At 67.6% G+C, this 23,188-nt stretch carries 16 protein-coding genes and 3 rRNA genes; 18 read left to right on the forward strand and 1 reads right to left on the reverse strand.

Annotated features, from left to right (window positions below):
- Nucleotides 1–42 precede the first annotated feature (42 nt).
- From ACEN8D_RS14245 to rrf, 12 genes are all read left to right on the forward strand, one after another.
- A complete protein-coding gene (locus ACEN8D_RS14245) occupies nt 43–1,140 on the forward strand; it encodes an N-acetyl-gamma-glutamyl-phosphate reductase (RefSeq protein WP_413398343.1) in 1,098 nt (365 codons plus the stop codon).
- A complete protein-coding gene (gene argJ, locus ACEN8D_RS14250) occupies nt 1,137–2,336 on the forward strand; it encodes a bifunctional glutamate N-acetyltransferase/amino-acid acetyltransferase ArgJ (protein ID WP_413398342.1) in 1,200 nt (399 codons plus the stop codon). Before ACEN8D_RS14245 ends, argJ begins: the two co-directional genes overlap by 4 nt.
- Entirely contained in the window at nt 2,336–3,373 is a 1,038-nt protein-coding gene (argB, locus tag ACEN8D_RS14255; RefSeq protein ID WP_071302045.1) for an acetylglutamate kinase, read from the forward strand. The genes argJ and argB overlap by 1 nt, the downstream gene beginning before the upstream one ends.
- Nucleotides 3,370–4,608, forward strand: a complete 1,239-nt coding sequence (locus ACEN8D_RS14260) for an acetylornithine transaminase (RefSeq protein WP_309776960.1) — start codon at nt 3,370–3,372, stop codon at nt 4,606–4,608. Before argB ends, ACEN8D_RS14260 begins: the two co-directional genes overlap by 4 nt.
- Nucleotides 4,605–5,579, forward strand: coding sequence for an ornithine carbamoyltransferase (argF, locus tag ACEN8D_RS14265; RefSeq protein WP_413398341.1), 975 nt, complete (start codon nt 4,605–4,607; stop codon nt 5,577–5,579). Before ACEN8D_RS14260 ends, argF begins: the two co-directional genes overlap by 4 nt.
- Before the next feature lie 14 nt (nt 5,580–5,593).
- Nucleotides 5,594–6,790, forward strand: coding sequence for an argininosuccinate synthase (locus tag ACEN8D_RS14270; RefSeq protein WP_413398340.1), 1,197 nt, complete (start codon nt 5,594–5,596; stop codon nt 6,788–6,790).
- A 49-nt stretch (nt 6,791–6,839) separates the two neighbouring features.
- Nucleotides 6,840–8,291 carry an argininosuccinate lyase gene (gene argH / locus ACEN8D_RS14275; RefSeq protein ID WP_413398339.1) on the forward strand — a complete coding sequence of 484 codons (1,452 nt, stop codon included), beginning with the start codon at nt 6,840–6,842 and terminating at the stop codon, nt 8,289–8,291.
- Nucleotides 8,288–8,983 (forward strand): DNA-3-methyladenine glycosylase, encoded by a 696-nt coding sequence (locus ACEN8D_RS14280; protein ID WP_413398338.1) that lies wholly within the window; start codon nt 8,288–8,290, stop codon nt 8,981–8,983. Before argH ends, ACEN8D_RS14280 begins: the two co-directional genes overlap by 4 nt.
- A 49-nt stretch (nt 8,984–9,032) precedes the next feature.
- On the forward strand, nt 9,033–10,346 hold the full coding sequence (tyrS, locus tag ACEN8D_RS14285; RefSeq protein ID WP_413398337.1) for a tyrosine--tRNA ligase: 1,314 nt from the start codon (nt 9,033–9,035) through the stop codon (nt 10,344–10,346).
- A gap of 567 nt (nt 10,347–10,913) precedes the next feature.
- Nucleotides 10,914–12,435: ribosomal RNA gene (locus ACEN8D_RS14290) — 16S ribosomal RNA — on the forward strand.
- A gap of 444 nt (nt 12,436–12,879) precedes the next feature.
- A 23S ribosomal RNA gene (locus ACEN8D_RS14295) occupies nt 12,880–16,009 on the forward strand.
- A gap of 133 nt (nt 16,010–16,142) precedes the next feature.
- Nucleotides 16,143–16,259 (forward strand): 5S ribosomal RNA (gene rrf / locus ACEN8D_RS14300).
- Together the 16S, 23S and 5S rRNA genes form the textbook arrangement of a ribosomal RNA operon.
- A 655-nt stretch (nt 16,260–16,914) precedes the next feature.
- Here the strand turns inward: rrf and ACEN8D_RS14305 are convergent.
- A complete protein-coding gene (locus ACEN8D_RS14305) occupies nt 16,915–17,373 on the reverse strand; it encodes a hypothetical protein (protein WP_413398709.1) in 459 nt (152 codons plus the stop codon).
- Between the two features lie 195 nt (nt 17,374–17,568).
- Between ACEN8D_RS14305 and ACEN8D_RS14310 the strand changes: the two genes are divergently transcribed.
- The 6 genes from ACEN8D_RS14310 to recN are packed head-to-tail and all read left to right on the forward strand — an operon-like array spanning nt 17,569 to nt 22,984.
- Entirely contained in the window at nt 17,569–18,309 is a 741-nt protein-coding gene (locus ACEN8D_RS14310) for a hypothetical protein (RefSeq protein WP_413398708.1), read from the forward strand.
- Nucleotides 18,310–18,334: 25 nt separating this feature from the next.
- A complete protein-coding gene (locus ACEN8D_RS14315; RefSeq protein ID WP_309776951.1) occupies nt 18,335–19,312 on the forward strand; it encodes an HAD-IIA family hydrolase in 978 nt (325 codons plus the stop codon).
- A gap of 1 nt (nt 19,313) precedes the next feature.
- On the forward strand, nt 19,314–19,532 hold the full coding sequence (locus ACEN8D_RS14320) for a hypothetical protein (protein WP_070417893.1): 219 nt from the start codon (nt 19,314–19,316) through the stop codon (nt 19,530–19,532).
- Nucleotides 19,525–20,370, forward strand: coding sequence for a TlyA family RNA methyltransferase (locus tag ACEN8D_RS14325; RefSeq protein WP_309776950.1), 846 nt, complete (start codon nt 19,525–19,527; stop codon nt 20,368–20,370). The genes ACEN8D_RS14320 and ACEN8D_RS14325 overlap by 8 nt, the downstream gene beginning before the upstream one ends.
- Nucleotides 20,367–21,293: an NAD kinase gene (locus ACEN8D_RS14330; protein ID WP_070417894.1), complete on the forward strand. Its 927-nt coding sequence runs from the start codon at nt 20,367–20,369 to the stop codon at nt 21,291–21,293. The genes ACEN8D_RS14325 and ACEN8D_RS14330 overlap by 4 nt, the downstream gene beginning before the upstream one ends.
- Nucleotides 21,290–22,984 carry a DNA repair protein RecN gene (gene recN, locus ACEN8D_RS14335; protein ID WP_413398707.1) on the forward strand — a complete coding sequence of 565 codons (1,695 nt, stop codon included), beginning with the start codon at nt 21,290–21,292 and terminating at the stop codon, nt 22,982–22,984. The genes ACEN8D_RS14330 and recN overlap by 4 nt, the downstream gene beginning before the upstream one ends.
- Nucleotides 22,985–23,188 lie beyond the last annotated feature (204 nt).

The following is a 23,188-nucleotide window of genomic DNA, read 5'->3' on the forward strand; positions in this document are numbered from 1 at the left end:
TCCGACTCTCTCGACGACCAGTCCGACCAAAGGTGGAATCCCATGTCCGTATCCGTCGCCGTGGCGGGAGCCTCCGGCTACGCGGGCGGTGAGCTCCTGCGCGTGCTCTCCGCCCATCCCGAGTTCGACGTCAGGACGGTGACGGCGTTCTCGAACGCCGGACAGCCGCTCATCGCGACGCAGCCGCACCTCCGCTCGCTGTCGCACCTGACCCTCGAGCCGACGACGGCGGAGAACCTGCGCGGACACGACGTCGTGTTCCTCGCGCTGCCGCACGGCCAGTCCGGGGCCATCACCGCGGAGCTCGGCGACGACGCCCTCGTCGTGGACTGCGGCGCGGACCACCGGCTGACGGACCCGGCGGCGTGGGAAGCGTTCTACGGCGGCGACTACCACGGCGCGTGGACCTACGGGCTGCCGGAGCTGCTGCACGCGGCGCCGACGCCCGGGTCGGCGGACGAGTGGCGTGACGTGGACGACATCCAGACGCAGAGCCGGCAGCGGGCGGCGCTCGTGGGGACGAAGCGGATCGCCGTCCCCGGGTGCAACGTGACCGCGGTCACGCTCGGCATCCAGCCGGGCATCCAGGCCGGGCTGATCGAGTCGGACGACCTCGTGGCCGTGCTGAGCGTCGGCCCGAGCGGTGCCGGCAAGAAGCTCGCGAACACGTACCTGGCGTCCGAGATCATGGGCTCCGCGAGCGCGTACGCGGTCGGCGGGAATCACCGCCACATCCCGGAGATCCATCAGAACCTCGTGGTCGCCGGCGCGTCCGACGTGACGATCTCGTTCACGCCGGTCCTCGTCCCCATGTCCCGCGGCATCCTGGCGACGACGACCGCGAAGCTCGCGCCCGGTGTGAGCGCCCGTGACGTCCGGCTCGCCTGGGAGCAGGCCTACGCCGACGAGCCGTTCGTGCACCTCCTGCCCGAGGGCGAGTTCCCCCGGGTCGCCGACACCATCGGCGCGAACACCGCACTGATCGGGCTCGCGGTCGACGAAGCCGCCGGTCGCGTCGTCGCGGTGAGCGCGCTGGACAACCTGGCCAAGGGCACCGCCGGTGCCGCGGTCCAGTCGACGAACATCGCCCTGGGCTTCCCGGAGACCCTCGGCCTCAGCGTGGACGGAGTCGCACCGTGACCGACGCAAGCCAGCCCACCCACACCGACCCGGGCCTCCAGGGCGTCACCGCGGCAGCGGGCTTCCGCGCGGCGGGCGTGACGGCCGGTCTCAAGTCGAGCGGCAAGCCCGACGTGGCCCTCGTCGTCAACGACGGGCCGGACGCCGCAGTGGCCGCGGTCTTCACCAGCAACCGTGCCCAGGCGCACCCCGTGATCTGGTCGCGTCAGGCGGTCGGTGACGGCACCGCCCGAGCGGTCGTCCTGAACTCCGGCGGCGCGAACTGCTTCACCGGTCCGTTCGGCTTCCAGACCACCCACATGACCGCCGAAGCCGTGGGCGAGGCGCTCGGCATCGGCGCCGGCGACGTCGTCGTCTGCTCGACCGGCCTCATCGGGGTCGGCGACCAGACGTTCCGTGACAACGTCCTCAGGGGCGTCGATCTCGCGAGTGCGGCACTGTCGGCCGACGGCGGTCCGGACGCCGCGACCGCCATCATGACCACCGACACGAAGCCGAAGCAGTCGGTCGTCACCGAGGACGGCTGGACCGTCGGCGGCATGGCCAAGGGCGCGGGCATGCTCGCACCCGGGCTCGCGACGATGCTCGTCGTGATCACCACGGACGCCGTCGTCGGCTCGGACGAGCTCGACCAGGCGCTCCGGGCCGCCACCCGCGTCACCTTCGACCGGGTCGACTCGGACGGCTGCATGTCGACGAACGACACCGTGGTGCTGCTGTCCTCCGGTGCGAGCGGCGTCACGCCCGAGGTCGGCGACTTCCAAGAAGCCCTGACCGCGGTCTGCGCCGACCTCGCACGGCAGCTGCAGCAGGACGCCGAGGGCGCGAGCCACGACATCGCGATCCACGTCGTGAACGCCGCGACCGAGGACGACGCCGTCACGGTCGGCCGGAGCGTCGCCCGGAACAACCTGTTCAAGGCCGCGGTGTTCGGCAACGACCCGAACTGGGGCCGGGTGCTCGCGGCGATCGGCACCACCGACGCCGAGTTCGACCCGTACGCCGTCGACGTCTCGATGAACGGGGTCCGTGTCTGCCACGCCGGCGCACCGGACGAGCCGAGCGACCGCGTCGACCTGACGCCGCGCGACACCGACGTCCTCATCGACCTCGGCGTCGGACCGTTCTCGGCGACGATCCTGACGAACGACCTCACGCACGACTACGTCCACGAGAACAGCGCGTACTCCAGCTGATGGCCGACGACAGCATCCTCTCGAAGGAAGAAGAGCACGAGCTCGCGACCGTCAAGGCCGCGACCCTCATCGAGTCCCTGCCGTGGCTGAAGCGGTTCTCGGGCAAGATCGTCGTCGTCAAGTTCGGCGGCAACGCCATGGTGAACGAGGACCTCAAGCGCGCGTTCGCCGAGGACATGGTCTACCTCCGGTACGCCGGCCTCCACCCGGTGGTCGTGCACGGCGGCGGCCCGCAGATCTCGGCGGCGCTGAAGGAACAGGGCATAGCGTCCGAGTTCCGCGGCGGCTACCGCGTCACCACGACCGAGGCGATCACGGTCGTCCGCGACGTGCTCGCCGGCGAGGTCAACCGCGAGATCGTCGACCTGGTGAACGAGCACGGCGAGGGCCTGGCGGTCGGCGTCTTCGGCGACGGCGGCTCGCTGTTCACCGGCGAGAAGAAGGGCGTCGTCGTCGACGGCGAGCACTTCGACCTCGGGCACGTCGGCGACATCACGCACGTCGACCCCTCCGGTGTGCTCGCCGCGATCGAGGCCGGCCGCATCCCCGTGGTGTCGAGCATCGCCATCGACGACGCCCACCCGGACCAGGCGCTCAACGTGAACGCCGACGCCGCGGCGGGCGCGCTCGCGATCGCCCTCAAGGCGTCGAAGCTCATGATGCTCACCGATGTCCCCGGCCTGTACCGCAACTGGCCGGACCGCGACTCGATCGTCGACCTCATCGCGGTCGAGGAACTCCGCGCGCTCCTGCCGTCGCTCGAGTCGGGCATGATCCCGAAGATGACCGCGTGCCTCGACGCCGTGGTCGGCGGGGTCGGCGGCGCGACGATCATCGACGGGCGGATCCCGCACTCGATCCTGCTCGAGGTCTTCACCCTGCGCGGCGCCGGCACCGAGGTGATCCCGGACCCGAGCCGACGCACCGAGAACCAGATGACCCACGCCGAGATCGGCCGACGCGTCGCAGCACCGTCGACGAGCAGCACCACCGGCCAACACGTGGCCAGCACGACCGAGAAGGGACAGCCGCAGTGAGCACCGAGACGCAGACCGAGACCTGGAACGACCGGTTCGGGGCGTCGCTCATGCGATCCCTGACCCCGCCGAAGATCATGCTCGAGCGCGGCGAGGGCTGTCGCGTCTGGGACGTCGACGGCAACGAGTACCTCGACTTCCTCGCCGGCATCGCCGTCAACTCGCTCGGCCACGCGCACCCCGCGCTGGTCGAGGCGATCAGCGACCAGGCCGCCAAGCTCGTGCACGTCTCGAACTACTTCGCGACCCCGCCGCAGCTCGAGCTCGCCGAGCGCCTCAAGCGGATCACGGGCGCAGGTGAGGCCGGCCGTGTGTACTTCGGCAATTCCGGCGCCGAGGCCAACGAGGCCGCGTTCAAGCTCGCACGGCTGAACAAGGGCGCCGACGGGCAGAAGACCCGCATCCTCGCGCTGAAGCAGGGCTTCCACGGCCGCACGATGGGCGCGCTCGCGCTCACCGGCAAGCCCGCCCTGCAAGAGGACTTCCTGCCGATGGTCCCCGGGGTCGAGCACATCGACTCCACGGTCGCCGCGCTCGAGGAGTCGATCGACGACACCGTGGCCGCGCTCATCGTCGAACCGATCAAGGGCGAGGCCGGCGTGGTCGACCTGCCCGAGGGGTTCCTGCTCGCCGCTCGCCGCCTGACCGCGGAACACGGCGCGCTGCTGATCCTCGACGAGATCCAGACGGGCGTCGGCCGGACCGGCAACTGGTTCACCTACCAGGGCCACGGGTTCGAGCCGGACGCCATCACGATCGCGAAGGGCATCGCGGGCGGGTTCCCGATCGGCGCCCTCGTCACCTTCGGCTGGGCGTCCGAACTGTTCTCGGCCGGCCAGCACGGCTCGACGTTCGGTGGCAACCCGCTCGGCACCCGGGTGGCGAACGCCGTCCTCGCCGAGATCGAGCGCGCGGACCTCGTGTCCGGTGCGGTGACGAAGGGGGAGCGGATCCGTGCGGGCATCGCGAGCATCGGCTCGCCCCTCGTCGAAGAGGTCCGTGGCACCGGCCTCCTCATCGGGGTCGGTCTGACCGGCCCGGTCGCCGCCGCCGTCAACGCCGCCGCGCTCGAGCGCGGCCTGATCATCAACGCCCCGAACGAGTCGAGCCTGCGCATCGCGCCGCCGCTCGTCGTGTCCGACGCCGAGATCGACGAGTTCGTGTCGATCCTCGGCGAGAGCCTGGCCGCAGTCGCTGCCGAGCAGGGCACCACCACCCAGGAGACCTCCGCATGACCCGTCACTTCCTCCGCGACGACGACCTCAGCCAGGCGGAGCAGTCCGCGATCCTCGACCTCGCCGAGCAGATGAAGGCCGACCGGTGGGGTGCCAAGCCCCTCGCCGGACCGCAGAGCGTCGCTGTGATCTTCGACAAGTCGTCCACCCGCACCCGGGTGTCCTTCCACGTCGGTATCTCCGACCTCGGCGGCAGCCCGCTCATCATCTCGACGGCGAACAGCCAGCTGGGCGGCAAGGAGACGCCGTCCGACACCGCACGCGTCCTCGAGCGCATGGTGTCGGCGATCGTGTGGCGCACCTACGGCCAGGCCGGGCTCGAGGAGATGGCGGCGAACACGAGCGTCCCCGTCGTCAACGCCCTGTCGGACGACTTCCACCCGTGCCAGCTGCTCGCTGACCTGCTGACCATCCGCGAGCACCGCGGGACCCTGGCGGGGCAGACTGTGGCCTTCATCGGCGACGGCGCGAGCAACATGGCGCAGTCCTACCTGCTCGCCGGGGCCACCGCGGGCATGCACGTCCGCGTCGCGGCACCGGCCGAGTTCTCCCCGGCGGCCGAGGTCGTCACGGACGCCGAGCGTCGTGCTGCCGTGACCGGCGGTTCCGTGCTCGTCGTGACCGACCCGGTCGCGGCCGTCTCCGGAGCGGACGTCGTCGTGACCGACACCTGGGTGTCGATGGGCAAGGAAGACGAGAAGCAGGCGCGGCTCGACACCTTCAACGGGTACCGCGTGGACGACGCGGTGATGGCGCACGCCGCCGACGACGCCGTGTTCATGCACTGCCTGCCCGCCGACCGTGGGTTCGAGGTCACGGCCGAGGTCATCGACGGTCCGCGGAGCATCATCTGGGACGAGGCGGAGAACCGTCTCCACGCCCAGAAGGCGCTGCTCGCCTGGCTCCTCGCAGCGAACGCGACCGGCGCTCCCGCCGCGACCGCCGCGACCGGCGCCCCCGCGACCGCCTGACCAGGGAGACCACCGTGGCAGACCGCGTCGTCCTCGCGTACTCCGGCGGACTCGACACGTCCGTCGGCATCGGCTGGCTGCGTGACGCCACCGGCAAGGACGTCGTCGCCCTCGCGGTCGACGTCGGCCAGGGCGGCGAGGACATGGCGGCGATCCGGCAGCGCGCGCTCGACTGCGGCGCCGTCGAGTCGATCGTCATCGACGCGAAGGACGAGTTCGCCGACGACTACCTCGTCCCCGCGCTGCAGGCCAATGCCCTGTACCAGAAGCGCTACCCGCTCGTCTCCGCGCTGAGCCGTCCCCTCATCGCGAAGCACCTGGCGCTCACGGCGAAGCAGCTCGGCGCCGACAGCGTGGCGCACGGGTGCACGGGCAAGGGCAACGACCAGGTCCGCTTCGAGGCGGCGGTCGCGGCCCTCGCCCCGGACCTGACGAGCATCGCACCGGTGCGGGACCTCGCGCTCACCCGCGACCGAACGATCGCCTACGCCCAGCAGCACGGGCTGCCGATCGAACAGTCGGAGCGCTCGCCGTACTCGATCGACCAGAACGTGTGGGGTCGAGCGGTCGAGACCGGTCACCTCGAGGATCCGTGGAACGCCCCGGCGGAGGAGCTCTACGCCTACACGCAGGACCCGACCGTCCCGCGTGCTCCGGACGAGGTGACGATCACCTTCGAGCAGGGCGTCCCGGTCGCCATCGACGGACAGCGGTTCAGCGTGCTGCGCGTCGTGCAGGAGCTCAACGCGCTCGCCGGCAAGCACGGTGTCGGTCGGATCGACGTGGTCGAGGACCGCCTCGTCGGCATCAAGTCGCGCGAGGTGTACGAGGCGCCGGCCGCCGTCGCCCTGATCGCCGCGCACGAGGAGCTCGAGAACCTGACCCTCGAACGCGACGTCAACCGGTACAAGCGGCAGGTCGAGTCGGACTGGGCCGACCTGGTCTACGACGGGCTGTGGTTCAGCGGCCTGAAGCGGAGCCTCGACGCCTTCATCGCCCACACCCAGCAGCACGTCTCCGGCGACGTCCGACTCCGGCTCCACGCGGGCCGAGCCGTCGTGACCGGACGCCGCTCCAGCCAGAGCCTCTACGACTTCGACCTCGCGACCTACGACACGGGCGACGCCTTCGACCAGTCGCACGCGAAGGGGTTCATCGACATCTGGTCGTTGCCGAGCAAGATCTCCGCCCGCCGCGACCTGGCCAACTGAGCGCCCAGGCACCCCGCCCCCAAACCCACGACCGGACGACGAGAGAACCATGACCGACGCGAACCAGCCCGCCGCCAAGACCGACGCCACCAACACCGGCGCCCTCTGGGGTGGCCGCTTCGCGGACGGCCCGAGCGCCGAACTCGCCGCCCTCTCCCGATCGACCCACTTCGACTGGCAGCTCGCCCCCTACGACATCGCCGGCTCCCGCGCCCACGCCCGCGCCCTCAACACCGCCGGGTACCTGACGGCCGACGAGCTCGAGCGGATGCTCGCCGGCCTCGACCGCCTCGAGTCCGCGCACGCCGACGGCACGCTGCAGCCCGCCGACAGCGACGAGGACGTGCACGGCGCCCTCGAACGACTCCTCATCGCCGACCTCGGCCCCGAGCTCGGCGGGAAGCTGCGCGCCGGCCGGAGCCGCAACGACCAGATCGCGACGCTCGGTCGGATGCACATGCTCGACCACGGTCGCCGCATCGGGCACCTCGTCATCGACCTCGTCGACGCGATCTCCCAGCAGGCCAACGAGCACCCCGGCGCGATCATGCCGGGTCGCACGCACCTGCAGCACGCGCAGCCGGTCCTCCTCGCACACCACCTGCTCGCACACGCGTGGCCCCTGGTCCGTGACCTCGAGCGGCTCCGCGACTGGTCGGACCGCGCGAGCGTGAGCCCGTACGGCGCCGGCGCCCTCGCGGGGAGCTCGCTGGGCCTCGACCCCTCGGCGATCGCCCACGAGCTCGGGTTCGCCCGCCCCGCGGACAACTCGATCGACGCCACGGCGGCTCGTGACGTGGTCGCCGAGTTCGCGTTCGTCCTCGCGCAGATCGGCATCGACGTCTCCCGCCTGGCGGAGGAGATCATCCTCTGGAACACGAAGGAGTTCGGCTTCGTCCGGCTGCACGACGCGTTCTCCACGGGGTCGAGCATCATGCCCCAGAAGAAGAACCCGGACATCGCCGAGCTCGCCCGGGGCAAGTCGGGCCGGCTCATCGGCAACCTGACCGGCCTGCTCGCGACGCTCAAGGGCCTGCCGCTCGCCTACAACCGCGACCTGCAGGAGGACAAGGAGCCCGTCTTCGACTCGGTCGCCACCCTCGAGGTCCTGCTCCCCGCCTTCACCGGCATGGTCGCGACCCTCTCGTTCGACACCGACCGCATGGCCGAGCTCGCGCCGCAGGGCTTCTCGCTCGCGACGGACGTCGCCGAGTGGCTCGTCCGCCAGGGGGTGCCGTTCCGTGACGCGCACGAGGTGTCCGGCGCGCTGGTCCGGTACTGCGAGGAGCGCGGGATCGAACTCGACGACCCCACCGACGACGAGTACCGGACGGTGTCCGAACACCTCACGCCCGAGGTCCGCGGCGTCCTCACCATCGAGGGTTCCGTCGCGTCGCGCGCCGGCATCGGCGGCACCGCGCCGGACCGCGTCGCCGAACAGCTCGTGTCGCTCACCCGTCGCGTCCGCGACCTCGCGGAGGGCGTGCCCTTCACCCGATGACCGACCCCACGCTCGCGCTGCTGTCCGAACCGGCGCCGGTCTCCGCGCCGGCGTTGCTCGGTGCGACGATCGCGGGCAAGGGCGTGACCCTGCGCATCACCGAGGTCGAGGCCTACTTCGGCCCCACCGACCCCGGCTCGCACGGCCACCGCGGCCCGACGCCGCGCAACCGGCACCTGTTCGGACCGCCCGGGACGCTCTACGCCTACCGCTCCTACGGCATCCACACGTGCGTCAACGTCGTCAGTGCGCCGGAGGGCACGTCGTCGGGATCGCTGCTGCGGGGCGCGCAGGTCGTCGAGGGCCTCGAGACCGCCCGTTCCCGCCGCGGCGGCTCCGTCACGGACGTCGCGCTCGCGCGCGGTCCCGGCAACCTCGGCGGAGCGCTCGGTGCGGTGCTCGGTGAGGACGACGGCAGCAGACTCCTCGACGGCTCCGGCCCGTACGTGCTGACACTGGCTCCCGGCCTGGAGGCGCGGATCGCCGCCGTCGGACCGACCAGCGTCGTCGAGGAACTCCTGTCCGAGACCGTGACCGGCCCGGCGGGGAACGGTCCGGTCCCGCGGATATCACGAGGGCCGCGCACCGGAGTCGGCGGCATCGCCGGCGGCGCGCGGTTCCCCTGGCGCTTCTGGCTCACCGGTGACCCGACGGTGTCGACGTACCGGCGGCACAAGGGCGCCCTCGACTGACGGACACGACCCGCGCCTCCTGGACCGCGCGCGCCGCTACGATGGCTGGGTGTCCAGTGAATCCGCTCACGATGTCCTGACGCGCCAGCAGAACGACCCGACCTTCGCCTCGGTCTGGGACGAACTGCGCTGGCGTGATCTGGTGCACGTCTCCACCGACGAGACGGCACTCAAGGAGGCCCTCGACGGCGAGCCGATCACGTACTACTGCGGTTTCGACCCGACGGCGCCGTCCCTGCACTGCGGGAATCTGTTGCAGCTGCTCACCATGCGCCGGATCCAGCTGGCCGGGCACAAGCCGCTCGCGCTCGTCGGCGGTTCCACCGGGTTGATCGGCGATCCGCGGCCGACAGCCGAACGGACGCTCAACACCCGCGAGACCGTGCAGGAGTGGGTGACGCGGTTGCAGGGCCAGGTGTCGCGGTTCCTCAGCCCCGACGGCGAGAACGGCGTGCGGCTGGTGAACAACCTCGACTGGACGGCACCGCTGTCCGCGATCGACTTCCTGCGCGACATCGGCAAGTACTTCCGCGTGAACTCGATGCTCAAGAAGGACGCCGTCGCCGCGCGCCTGAACTCCGACTCGGGCATCAGCTACACCGAGTTCAGCTACCAGATCCTGCAGGGCCTCGACTACCGCGAGCTCTTCCGCCAGTACGGGTGCACCCTGCAGACGGGCGGCTCGGACCAGTGGGGCAACCTGACCTCGGGGACGGAACTCATCCGTCGTGCCGAGGGGGCGACGGTGCACGCGCTGGGGACGCCCCTCATCACGAACTCCGACGGCACGAAGTTCGGCAAGAGCGAGGGCAACGCGATCTGGCTCGACCCGGACATGACCTCGCCGTACGCGTTCTACCAGTTCTGGCTCAACACGACGGACGCCGACGTGATCGCCCGGCTCCGCCAGTTCACGTTCCTGTCCCGCGCCGAGATCGAGCGGCTCGAGCAGGCCGTGGTCGACGAGCCGTTCCGGCGCGAGGCGCAACGGACCCTCGCGTTCGAGGTGACGGCGGTCGTGCACGGGGTCGAGGCGACGCAGGCGGCGATCGATGCCTCCGCGGCGTTGTTCGGCAACGGCGACCTGGGCGCGCTCGACGCCACCACCCTGCGGTCGGCGATCGCGGAGCTCCCGGGGTCGGTGGCGCTGCCCGGTGATGCGGACGTGGCCCGAGCGCTCGTCGACACCGAGTTGGTGAAGTCCCTCGGCGAAGCCCGTCGCGCCATCGACCAGGGTGGTGTGTACGTGAACAACACCCGCGCCGAGGACCCGACCGCGCCGCTGTCCGACCTCGCCCTCCCCGGGGGAGTGCTCGTGCTCCGTCGTGGCAAGAAGACCCTGGCCGGCGTGACGCTCTCCTGATCGTCGCCGCTCGTGGATGCCCGGTTCCCCTGGCGGGAGCCGGGCATCGCTGCGTCCGGGCCGCGCGTGTTGCACAACGCGACACGCCCGGGATGTGGCCCGTCTTGGCGCACCCGCTGAACGCTGCGTATAGTTCTTACTCGTCACCCCAAAGGTGCGGCGGAGCGGCTGGAGCGAAAGCCCGGAGCACGCCGGCCCTCAAGCGGGACCATCCTCCACTGAAGTTCAGATCTGGCCTTGCGCTGGATCGCTTCGACGCCTAGGATGACTACTCCACCGGTTCTCTCCTACGGGATGAGCCACTGGGCCTCAGGGTCCGACGACACACCGGTGGTCAAACCAAGAACGAAAGCCTCTCTGGCGGAACCTCTTTCGAGGTCGAGTGGGGAGTGCGTCTGGTCCTTGAGAACTCAACAGCGTGCACATTGTCAATGCCAATTTATTGACCCCGTGACTCATCAGCTTGCTGGTGGGTTCGGAGGCAATTCCTTTTGGATTGAAGATTGTCAGTAGACAGTCAACAGTCAGAATCAACTCGCTGACATCTTCGGGTGTTGGTTGTAATTTTTTACGGAGAGTTTGATCCTGGCTCAGGACGAACGCTGGCGGCGTGCTTAACACATGCAAGTCGAACGATGATGCCCAGCTTGCTGGGTGGATTAGTGGCGAACGGGTGAGTAACACGTGAGTAACCTGCCCCTGACTCTGGGATAAGCGTTGGAAACGACGTCTAATACTGGATATGACTGCCGGCCGCATGGTCTGGTGGTGGAAAGATTTTTTGGTTGGGGATGGACTCGCGGCCTATCAGCTTGTTGGTGAGGTAATGGCTCACCAAGGCGACGACGGGTAGCCGGCCTGAGAGGGTGACCGGCCACACTGGGACTGAGACACGGCCCAGACTCCTACGGGAGGCAGCAGTGGGGAATATTGCACAATGGGCGAAAGCCTGATGCAGCAACGCCGCGTGAGGGATGACGGCCTTCGGGTTGTAAACCTCTTTTAGTAGGGAAGAAGCGAAAGTGACGGTACCTGCAGAAAAAGCACCGGCTAACTACGTGCCAGCAGCCGCGGTAATACGTAGGGTGCAAGCGTTGTCCGGAATTATTGGGCGTAAAGAGCTCGTAGGCGGTTTGTCGCGTCTGCTGTGAAATCCCGAGGCTCAACCTCGGGCTTGCAGTGGGTACGGGCAGACTAGAGTGCGGTAGGGGAGATTGGAATTCCTGGTGTAGCGGTGGAATGCGCAGATATCAGGAGGAACACCGATGGCGAAGGCAGATCTCTGGGCCGTAACTGACGCTGAGGAGCGAAAGCGTGGGGAGCGAACAGGATTAGATACCCTGGTAGTCCACGCCGTAAACGTTGGGCGCTAGATGTAGGGACCTTTCCACGGTTTCTGTGTCGTAGCTAACGCATTAAGCGCCCCGCCTGGGGAGTACGGCCGCAAGGCTAAAACTCAAAGGAATTGACGGGGGCCCGCACAAGCGGCGGAGCATGCGGATTAATTCGATGCAACGCGAAGAACCTTACCAAGGCTTGACATACACCGGAAACGGCCAGAGATGGTCGCCCCCTTGTGGTCGGTGTACAGGTGGTGCATGGTTGTCGTCAGCTCGTGTCGTGAGATGTTGGGTTAAGTCCCGCAACGAGCGCAACCCTCGTTCTATGTTGCCAGCGCGTTATGGCGGGGACTCATAGGAGACTGCCGGGGTCAACTCGGAGGAAGGTGGGGATGACGTCAAATCATCATGCCCCTTATGTCTTGGGCTTCACGCATGCTACAATGGCCGGTACAAAGGGCTGCGATACCGTAAGGTGGAGCGAATCCCAAAAAGCCGGTCTCAGTTCGGATTGAGGTCTGCAACTCGACCTCATGAAGTCGGAGTCGCTAGTAATCGCAGATCAGCAACGCTGCGGTGAATACGTTCCCGGGCCTTGTACACACCGCCCGTCAAGTCATGAAAGTCGGTAACACCCGAAGCCGGTGGCCTAACCCTTGTGGAAGGAGCCGTCGAAGGTGGGATCGGTGATTAGGACTAAGTCGTAACAAGGTAGCCGTACCGGAAGGTGCGGCTGGATCACCTCCTTTCTAAGGAGCATCTGGCTCGTCGTGTCCTTCGGGGGACGGTGGGTCCAGGCGCCGGATCGAGACGAACGTTCTCGCCGGTAGCTCATGGGTGGAACATTGACAGTGCAGTCGGGAGCGCAGCTTCTGATCTCAGTACGCCGGGGCCTTCGTGGTTCGGGTTGGAACGGGTTGGGGGTGAGCGGGTCGGCTGGTGCACGTTGTTGGGTCCTGAGGGACCAGGCTTCCTGACCGTGATGGTCGGGGGTTGAGCCGTGACTGGGGCCTTTGGGTTCTGGTTGGGTTCTTCGGTGGGCCGCATGATGCTGGGAGCGTTGCTTCTGGGGGAGTGTGGTGCCGATCGTATGTTGAGAACTACACAGTGGACGCGAGCATCTTAGATCGCTCGGAACGATGATGACTTTCGGGTTGTCGTTGTTGTGAGTCGATCGCAATTTTAATCTTTGTGGTCAAGTTTCTAAGAGCAAACGGTGGATGCCTTGGCATCTGGAGCCGAAGAAGGACGTAGAAATCTGCGATAAGCCTCGGGGAGCTGATAATCGAGCTGTGAGCCGAGGATTTCCGAATGGGGAAACCCCGCTGGGCGCTTTTGTGACCTGGTGACTCCCGCCTGAATATATAGGGCGGGTAGAGGGAACGTGGGGAAGTGAAACATCTCAGTACCCACAGGAAGAGAAAACAACATGTGATTCCGTGAGTAGTGGCGAGCGAAAGCGGATGAGGCTAAACCGATCATGTGTGATAGCCGGCGGGCGTTGCATGGTCGGGGTTGTGGGACACGTCGCTCAGTTCTGCCGGACTGGGGCGGTTACAGCGCATCATAGTCGAACCGGTTTGAAAGCCGGGCCGTAGTGGGTGCCAGCCCCGTAGACGAAATGGTGTTATGGCCGGATGTGTATCCCAAGTAGCACGGGGCCCGAGAAATCCCGTGTGAATCTGTCAGGACCACCTGATAAGCCTAAATACTCCCAGATGACCGATAGCGGACAAGTACCGTGAGGGAAAGGTGAAAAGTACCCCGGGAGGGGAGTGAAATAGTACCTGAAACCGTTTGCTTACAAACCGTCGGAGCCTCCTTGTAGGGGTGACGGCGTGCCTTTTGAAGAATGAGCCTGCGAGTTAGTGATATGTGGCGAGGTTAACCCGTGTGGGGCAGCCGTAGCGAAAGCGAGTCTGAATAGGGCGATTCAGTCGCATGTCCTAGACCCGAAGCGAAGTGATCTATCCATGGCCAGGTTGAAGCGACGGTAAGACGTCGTGGAGGACCGAACCCACTTCAGTTGAAAATGGAGGGGATGAGCTGTGGATAGGGGTGAAAGGCCAATCAAACTTCGTGATAGCTGGTTCTCTCCGAAATGCATTTAGGTGCAGCGTTGCGTGTTTCTCGCCGGAGGTAGAGCTACTGGATGGCCGATGGGCCTCAACAGGTTACTGACGTCAGCCAAACTCCGAATGCCGGTGAGTGAGAGCGCAGCAGTGAGACGGTGGGGGATAAGCTTCATCGTCGAGAGGGAAACAACCCAGACTACCAACTAAGGCCCCTAAGCGTGTGCTAAGTGGGAAAGGATGTGGAGTTGCATAGACAACCAGGAGGTTGGCTTAGAAGCAGCCACCCTTGAAAGAGTGCGTAATAGCTCACTGGTCAAGTGATTCCGCGCCGACAATGTAACGGGGCTCAAGCACACCGCCGAAGTTGTAGATTTCGCACACTCGATAAGCCTTCGTGGTTCAGTCGTGCGGAGTGGTAGGAGAGCGTCGTGTGGCGAGTGAAGCGGCGGAGTGATCCAGCCGTGGACGCTACACGAGTGAGAATGCAGGCATGAGTAGCGAAAGACGGGTGAGAAACCCGTCCTCCGAAAGACCAAGGGTTCCAGGGCCAGGTTAATCCGCCCTGGGTAAGTCGGGACCTAAGGCGAGGCCGACAGGCGTAGTCGATGGACAACGGGTTGATATTCCCGTACCGGCGAACAACCGCCCAAGCTAATCCAGTGGTGCTAAGAGTCCTAACCCGCATTGACCGGATCCCTTCGGGGTGATGGCGTGCGGTCTAACGCTCGACCCCATGCTGGTGCGGTTAGCGTATGAACAGGTGTGACGCAGGAAGGTAGCTGAGCCAGGCGATGGTATCCGTAAGGTGATCCTGGTGTAAGGATGTAGGGCTGACGATAGGCAAATCCGTCGTCTAGATGCCTGAGATCCGACGCGTACCCGTAAGGGGAAATCAGTGATCCTATGCTGCCGAGAAAAGCATCGACGCGAGGTTGCAGCCGCCCGTACCCGAAACCGACTCAGGTGGTCAGGTAGAGAATACCAAGGAGATCGAGAGAATCGTGGTTAAGGAACTCGGCAAAATGCCCCCGTAACTTCGGGAGAAGGGGGGCCGGACACGTGATGCGGACTTGCTCCGCTGAGCGTTGAAGGCCGCAGAGACCAGTGGGAAGCGACTGTTTACTAAAAACACAGGTCCGTGCGAAGTCGCAAGACGATGTATACGGACTGACGCCTGCCCGGTGCTGGAAGGTTAAGAGGAAGGGTTAGCCTTTGGGCGAAGCTCTGAATTTAAGCCCCAGTAAACGGCGGTGGTAACTATAACCATCCTAAGGTAGCGAAATTCCTTGTCGGGTAAGTTCCGACCTGCACGAATGGCGTAACGACTTCCCAGCTGTCTCAACCGCGAACTCGGCGAAATTGCACTACGAGTAAAGATGCTCGTTACGCGCAGCAGGACGGAAAGACCCCGTGACCTTTACTACAGCTTGGTATTGGTGTTCGGTGTGGCTTGTGTAGGATAGGTGGGAGACTGTGAAGCGGGCACGCTAGTGTTCGTGGAGTCGTTGTTGAAATACCACTCTGGTCACTCTGGATGTCTAACGTAGGACCCTGATCGGGTTCATGGACAGTGCCTGGTGGGTAGTTTAACTGGGGCGGTTGCCTCCCAAAGAGTAACGGAGGCGCCCAAAGGTTCCCTCAACCTGGTTGGCAATCAGGTGGCGAGTGTAAGTGCACAAGGGAGCTTGACTGTGAGACTGACAGGTCGAGCAGGGACGAAAGTCGGGACTAGTGATCCGGCAGTGGCTTGTGGAAGCGCTGTCGCTCAACGGATAAAAGGTACCTCGGGGATAACAGGCTGATCTTGCCCAAGAGTCCATATCGACGGCATGGTTTGGCACCTCGATGTCGGCTCGTCGCATCCTGGGGCTGGAGTAGGTCCCAAGGGTTGGGCTGTTCGCCCATTAAAGCGGTACGCGAGCTGGGTTTAGAACGTCGTGAGACAGTTCGGTCCCTATCCGCTGCGCGCGTTGGAAATTTGAGAAGATCTATCCCTAGTACGAGAGGACCGGGATGGACGAACCTCTGGTGTGTCAGTTGTTCTGCCAAGGGCACCGCTGATTAGCTACGTTCGGACCGGATAACCGCTGAAAGCATCTAAGCGGGAAGCCGTCTTCGAGATGAGATTTCCATGCACCTTGAGTGTGAGAGGCTCCCAGCAGACTACTGGGTTGATAGGCCGGATGTGGAAGCGGGGACTAACGACCCGTGGAGCTGACCGGTACTAATAAGCCGAAGACTTGACAACACAACTATTTCCCACACTTCGGTGTGGGGCTCGCGTCCACTTTGTGGTTCCCGACAGACGATCGGGAATCAAACTGAATACTTCAGCTTGTACTGAAGGAACGGTTTTGATCCAGGATCTGGGTCGAAGGTGTTCCGGTGGTCATAGCGAGAGGGAAACGCCCGGTCACATTCCGAACCCGGAAGCTAAGCCTCTCAGCGCCGATGGTACTGCAAGGGGGACCTTGTGGGAGAGTAGGACGCCGCCGGACTCAATTTAGTAAGAAGATGTGGCCATCGGCCCTCCATCGAGAACTCGTAGGGGAGACCCTCGTTCTCGGGAGGCCGGTGGCTACTTCTGTTTCTGCCGCACCTCGCTCGACTCGTGCGCTCGTTCGTGATGGACTGGGTGCACGCGTACGGGCGGGACAGTGCGGCGCCGACACACACAACGACACAGCGGACGATGGCCTGGGCGAGCGCTCGGGCACGCAATGAGGAGCAACGGTGGCGAACGACGACGATCAGCGGCGGAACGACGGCGATCGTGGAGACCGACGAGGTCGCGATGGCGACCGGTCCCCTCGGCGTGACGGTGGGAACCGTTGGTCGTCCGGGCCGCGCGACTTCGAGCGCCGCGAGGGCGACCGGCGCGATGCTCCCCGGCGCGACGTTCCCCGACGCGATGGGGATCGTCCTGCTCGGGATGCTGGTTCGTCCCGTGACGGGGCGCGCTCCTACCGGGACGGCGATCGTCCGTTCCGCGATGGTGGCCGGCGGCCCGCGTGGCGTGGTGACCGTGACGACTCGAGTCGTCCTCCTCGTGGTGACGGTCCGCGCAGCTCGGATCGTCCTGCGCGTGACGGGGATCGCCCGTTCCGTGGGGGTTCCGACCGTCCTCGTCGTGATGGCGACCGTCCGTTCCGTTCAGACCGTCCGGCTCGCGATGGGGATCGTCCCCGTCGTGACGGGGACCGTCCGTTCCGTGGTAGCGACGACCGTCCGCGTCGTGACGGGGACCGTCCGTTCCGGTCGGACCGTCCGGCTCGTGATGGCGACCGTCCGTTCCGTGGGGGTGCCGACCGTCCGCGTCGCGATGGTGACCGCCCGTTCCGTGGCGGCGATGACCGTCCGCGTCGTGACGGTGACCGTCCGTTCCGGTCGGACCGTCCGGCTCGTGATGGCGACCGCCCGTTCCGCTCGGACCGTCCCGCCCGTGACGGCGATCGACCCCGTCGTGACGGTGACCGTCCGTTCCGCTCGGACCGTCCGGCTCGTGATGGCGACCGACCCCGTCGTGACGGGGACCGTCCGTTCCGCGGCGGCCAGGACCGTGACCGCGGTGGTCGCGACGATCGTCAGCGCTTCGGCGACGGCAGCCGGCACGCCGGTGCGCGGTTCGGCGAGGCCTCGCGGGACGACTGGGAGGACCGCGACCCGTACGGCACCAAGTCGATCCGCCCCCGCCACGAGGACCCGGAGATCCCCGAGGACATCCAGGCACGCGATCTCGACAAGGTCGCCCGGGCGGAGCTCAAGACGCTCAGCAAGGACAACGCCGACTGGGTCGCCCGCCACCTCGTGGCCGCGGCACTCCTGGTCGACGAGGACCCCAAGACCGCAAACCAGCACGCACTGAGCGCGGCTCGTCGAGCCGGCCGGGTCGGCGTCGTCCGTGAGACAGCGGCCATCACGGCGTACCGCCTCGGTGACTTCGCGACGGCGCTGCGAGAGCTCCGGACCTACCGACGCATCTCCGGCCGGAACGACCAGCTGCCGATGATGGTCGACTGCGAGCGTGGTCTCGGCCGTCCCGAGCGGGCGCTCGAGCTCGGCCGGTCCGTCGACCGCGCGGCGCTGGACACGGCCGTGCAGGTCGAGCTCGCCATCGCCATGTCCGGTGCGCGCCTCGACCTCGGGAATCCCACAGCTGCACTCGGCGAGCTGGAGATTCCACAGCTCGACCCGTCCACTGCCTACAGCTGGTCCCCGGCGCTCTACAGTGCTTACGCGGCCACGCTCGAGGAGCTCGGCCGCCAGGACGAGGCCGACGAGTGGTGGGCCCGTGTCGATCGTGCGGCAGCGGCCCTGGCCGAGGTCGCCGACGAGAACGCTTGGGAGACAGTTGATGTGGTCGAGGAAACGCTCGAAGTCGAAGGACCCGCAGACGAGCTCGCCGGAGCCGTCGCCGACGAGCCCGACGCCGAGCTCGCCGACGAGCCCCTCGGTGACGAGCCCGACGACGACGAGCCGGCCGGAGACGAGCCCGGCGAGATCGACGACGACAACCCCTCCGACGTCGACGGGTCCGCAGCCGACTGACCTGCCGAAGCCGCCGACGGACGGTGTGGACGTCGTCCTCACCGACCTCGACGGCGTCGTGTACCGCGGCCGCAACGCGATCCCGCACGCTGTCGAGGCGCTGACCCGCGCCTCGCTGACCGCCCGCGTCGGCTACATCACGAACAACGCATCGCGCCGACCAGTCGACGTCGCCGAGCACCTCGAGCGGTACGGGCTCGAGGTGTCCGAGGACGACGTGGTGACCTCGTCGCAGGCGGGCGTCCGGCTGCTCGAGACGCTCGTCCCGGCGGGCGCGACGGTGCTCGTCACGGGTGGTCTGGGGCTGACGAGCATCGTCGAGGCAGCGGGCTTCACCGTGACGTCCAGCGCCGAGGACTCGCCGGCCGCGGTCATCCAGGGGTTCTCCCCCGACCTCGGGTGGACCCACCTCGCCGAGGCATCCTTCGCCCTGGCCGACCCGGACGTGCCGTGGGTCGCGACGAACATGGACTGGTCGATCCCGGTCGAGCGCGGCATCGCGCCCGGCAACGGCACGCTCGTGTCCGCCGTGCACCAGGCCGTCGGTCGGATGCCCGTGGTCGCCGGCAAGCCCGAGCGGCCGATCTTCGACGCAGCCCTCGCGCGCTTCGGTGGTGAGCACCCCTTGTTCATCGGCGACCGCCTCGACACGGACATCAAGGGCGCGAACGACGCCGGTATCCCCAGCGTCCTCGTCCTCACCGGGATCGACAAGGCCAAGCAGGTGCTCGCGGCCGACCAGCGTTCGCGTCCCACCTACATCCTCGGCGACCTCCGTGGCCTGTCCGAGCCCTACCCGGTGACCGTCCGGCGGGAAGACCCGGACGGCACCCGCTACGCCACGGTCGGTGCCGTCACGGTGGCGATGCGCGGCCACGTCGTACGGGTGCTCGACGACGGCGACGCGATCGACCTGCTCCGCGCCGGGACCGCCCTCATCTGGGAGTCCGGGCTCGCGATCTACGGACTCGACGTCGACCCGAAGCTGTACGGTGGCGAGTAGCGTGACCGAGGTGTCGAACGACGAGCGGGACCCCGAGCGTGACGCCCGCCCGGGCGACCCGGACCAGGTGCGGACGGACGACCACGCCGTGACGGATGACTTCGGGCAGCGCACCGCCGCGGCCGAATCGCTGCCGCTGGCCGAGCGCGCCGATGCGTTCTCCGCGCTGCACGACGAACTGCGGACCCGTCTCGAGAGCGGCGGCAGCACGAGTGCCTGACGAGCACGGCAACGGCGACGAGACACTGCAGGACGAACGGCCCGTCCGACTCGATGCCCTCCTCGCTTCCCGCGGGCTCGCGAAGTCCCGCACGGCAGCGTCGAAACTGATCCAGGACGGCCGCGTGACCGTCGCCGGCACCGCGGTCGTCAAGCCGTCGGCGCCGGTGCGGCCATCGGCCCCGATCCACGTCGCCGGTGCGGACGAATGGGTGTCGCGTGCTGCGCTGAAGCTCCTCGGCGCGCTCGACACGTTCGGCGTCGACCCGTCGGACCGTGTCGCGCTCGACGTCGGTGCGAGCACCGGAGGGTTCACCCAGGTGCTCCTGAGCCGCGGCGCACGACGCGTGGTGGCACTCGACGTCGGGCACGGGCAGCTCGACCCCCTGGTGGCGCTCGACTCCCGTGTCGCCGTCGTCGAGGGCACGAACGCGCGCAACCTCACGGCCGAGGCCTACCTCGCGCTCGACCCCGCCGCGGCCGAGACGAGCCTCGTGGTGGGGGACCTGTCGTTCATCTCGCTCCGGCTCGTCCTGCCGGCGCTGGTCGAGTCCGTCCCCGCCGACGACTTCGTCCTGCTCGTGAAGCCGCAGTTCGAGGTCGGCCGCGGTGGTGTCCGTGAGGGCATCGTCCGTGACCCGGCGCTCCGGAACGACGCGCTCATGAACGTCCTCTGGGCAGCGTGGGACCTCGGTCTGGGCACCTCGGGGCTCGCGGCGTCGCCGATCGTCGGCACGCACGGCAACCACGAGTACCTGGCGCGTTTCCAGCGGGATGTCGGTGCCAATCCGACAGAATGGATCGTCCGGGCGACCGAACTGACGGAAGGGACGGCATGAGCGACGACCGGCACATCCTCCTGGTGTCCCACACGGGCCGCCGCGACTCGATCGACGCTGCGGTCGAGGTCTGCGACCTCCTGCACGCCGCTGGTCTCGTCCCGGTCATGCCGTTCGACGAGTACGCCGACATCCGCCGCGCCGAAGCCTCGGTCGGGCAGGTCGACATCCTCGGCGTCGACGTCCAGGCCGACCAGCTCGAGATCGTCATCGTGCTCGGTGGCGACGGCACGATCCTCCGCGCGGCCGAGCTCGTGCGCGGGACGGGCGCCCCGATCGTCGGCGTCAACCTCGGACACGTCGGGTTCCTCGCCGAGAGCGAGCGGGACGGGCTCCGGGCGACGGTCGAACGAGCCCTGTCCGGCGAGTACCACGTCGAGGAACGCGTCACCCTGCAGGTGGACGTCGTCGTCGGCAACGAGGTCGTCTACTCGTCCTGGGCGCTCAACGAGGCGACCATCGAGAAAGCCTCCCGGGAACGCATGCTCGAGGTCGTGACCGAGGTCGACGGCCGCCCGCTGTCGTCGTTCGGCTGCGACGGTGTGGTCGTGTCGACCCCGACCGGCTCCACGGCCTACTCGTTCTCCGGAGGCGGGCCGATCGTCTGGCCCGACGTCGACGCGCTCCTCATGGTGCCGCTGAGCGCCCACGCCCTCTTCGCGCGACCGATCGTGGTCGGCCCGGACTGCACCCTCGCGATCGAGGTGCTGCGTCGCACGAGCGGTGTCGGCGTCCTGTGGTGCGACGGTCGACGCACGCACGACCTCCCTCCGGGTGCCCGCGTCGAGGTCCGGCGCTCGCCGGACCCGGTGCGTGTCGCCCGCCTCAAGGACGCCCCGTTCACCGATCGGCTCGTGGCCAAGTTCCAGCTCCCCGTCGCCGGGTGGCGCGGCCCGCAGCAGGACGACGAGGACACCCTGTGATCGAGGAGATCTCCATCTCCGACCTCGGGGTCATCGGCGAGACCACCCTCGAGCTCGGCCCCGGCTTCACCGTGGTGACCGGTGAGACCGGTGCGGGCAAGACGATGATCGTGACCGCGCTCGGGCTGCTCCTCGGCGCCCGTGCCGACGCGGGGTCCGTCCGCCGCGGCGCGTCGACCGCCGTGGTCGAGGGGCGTTGGCACGTGCCCGAGCACGACGCCGTCGCCGAACGTGTCGAGGACGCCGGTGGCACCGTCGAGGACGGCGAGCTCATCCTGACGCGCACGGTCTCGGCCGAAGGTCGCAGCCGCGCGACCGTCGGCGGCCGCAGCGCTCCCGTCGCGGTGCTCGGCGAGCTCGCGGACCAGCTGGTCACCGTGCACGGACAGTCCGACCAGATCCGGCTGACCTCGGCGACCGCGCAGCGTGCCGCACTCGACGGCTTCGGCGGTCCGGCGCTCGAGAAGGTCCTCGCGGCGTACGTGCGGGCCTACGACACCTGGCAGCAGCACACCGGCGAGCTCGAGACCCTCACCCGTGACCGTGACGACCGGGTGGCCGAGGCCGAACGCATCCGCGCGGCGTCCGACGAGATCGAAGCGGCGGATCCGCAGCCCGGCGAAGACGTCGAGCTGGCCGACCGTGCCGAGCGCTTGGGGAACCTCGAAGAACTCCGGCTGTCCGCGGGCCTCGCGCACGAAGCCCTCTCGAGCGAGTCGCTCGACGGCGTGCAGGACGTCGTGGGCCTCGTCGAGTCCGCTCGCCGGGCGATCGAGCGGGTCGCGGCGTCCGACGCCGAACTGCAGCCCGTGCTCGAGCAACTCACGGAGCTCGGCATCCAGGCGTCCGAGGCCTCCGCGAGCCTGTCGAGCTACCTCGGCTCGCTCGAACCCGACGCCGGCCACGACCTCGAACTCATCAACGAGCGGCGGGCCCTGCTCGCCGGCCTCACGCGCAAGTACGGCGAGACCGTCGACGACGTGATCGCCTACGGGCAGCGCGCGAGTGATCGGCTGCTCGAACTGGACGGCGACGACGACCGCATCGTGGCGCTGCAGCAGGCGGTCGAGCAGGACGAGCAGACGCTCGCCGGTGCCGCCGCGGCCCTGACGACGGCACGGACCAAGGCGGCGAAGGACCTCGCCGAGCGCGTCACCGCCGAGCTGAAGTCCCTCGCGATGGCCGGGGCGACCCTCGTGGTCGAGGTCTCGGACGCCGGCGACTACCGGCACCACGGCCGCGACCAGGTGTCGATCCTGCTGCAGCCGCACTCCGGTACCGACCCGCGGCCGATCGGCAAGGGTGCGTCGGGTGGCGAGCTCTCCCGCGTCATGCTGGCGATCGAGGTGGTCATGGCGGGCAGCACGACGGTGCCGACGTTCGTCTTCGACGAGGTCGACGCCGGTGTCGGCGGTGCGGCGGCCATCGAGATCGGTCGTCGTCTGGCGAAGCTCGCGGAACGCACGCAGGTCATCGTCGTGACGCACCTGGCGCAGGTGGCAGCGTTCGCGAACAACCACCTCAACGTCGTGAAGGACGCCAGTGGGGCGGTCACGTCGTCGAGCGTCCGTCGCCTCGAGGGCGAGGGCCGTCTGCAGGAGATGGCGCGGCTCCTCTCCGGGCTCGAGGACAGCGCCAGCGGCATGGAGCACGCGCGCGAGCTGCTCGACGTCGCCGGCCAGAAGGCCTGATCGCGTCCCCGCCTGCCGGTCCAGGAGGCGCGGCTCGCGCCCCGCCTCGCACCGCGCGTCGGGTGTCGGTCGGTGCGAGGCTCCCGACTCGGTGCGGGGTCGTAGCCGGGCACCGTGCGTGCAACCTCGCACCGGGCGACAGAACGCGCACGGTGCGAACGCGGCGGCTCCCGGCCGCCGCCCCGACCGTCCGCCGGAGCGCCC

Source organism: Curtobacterium sp. Curtsp22, assembly GCF_059492135.1.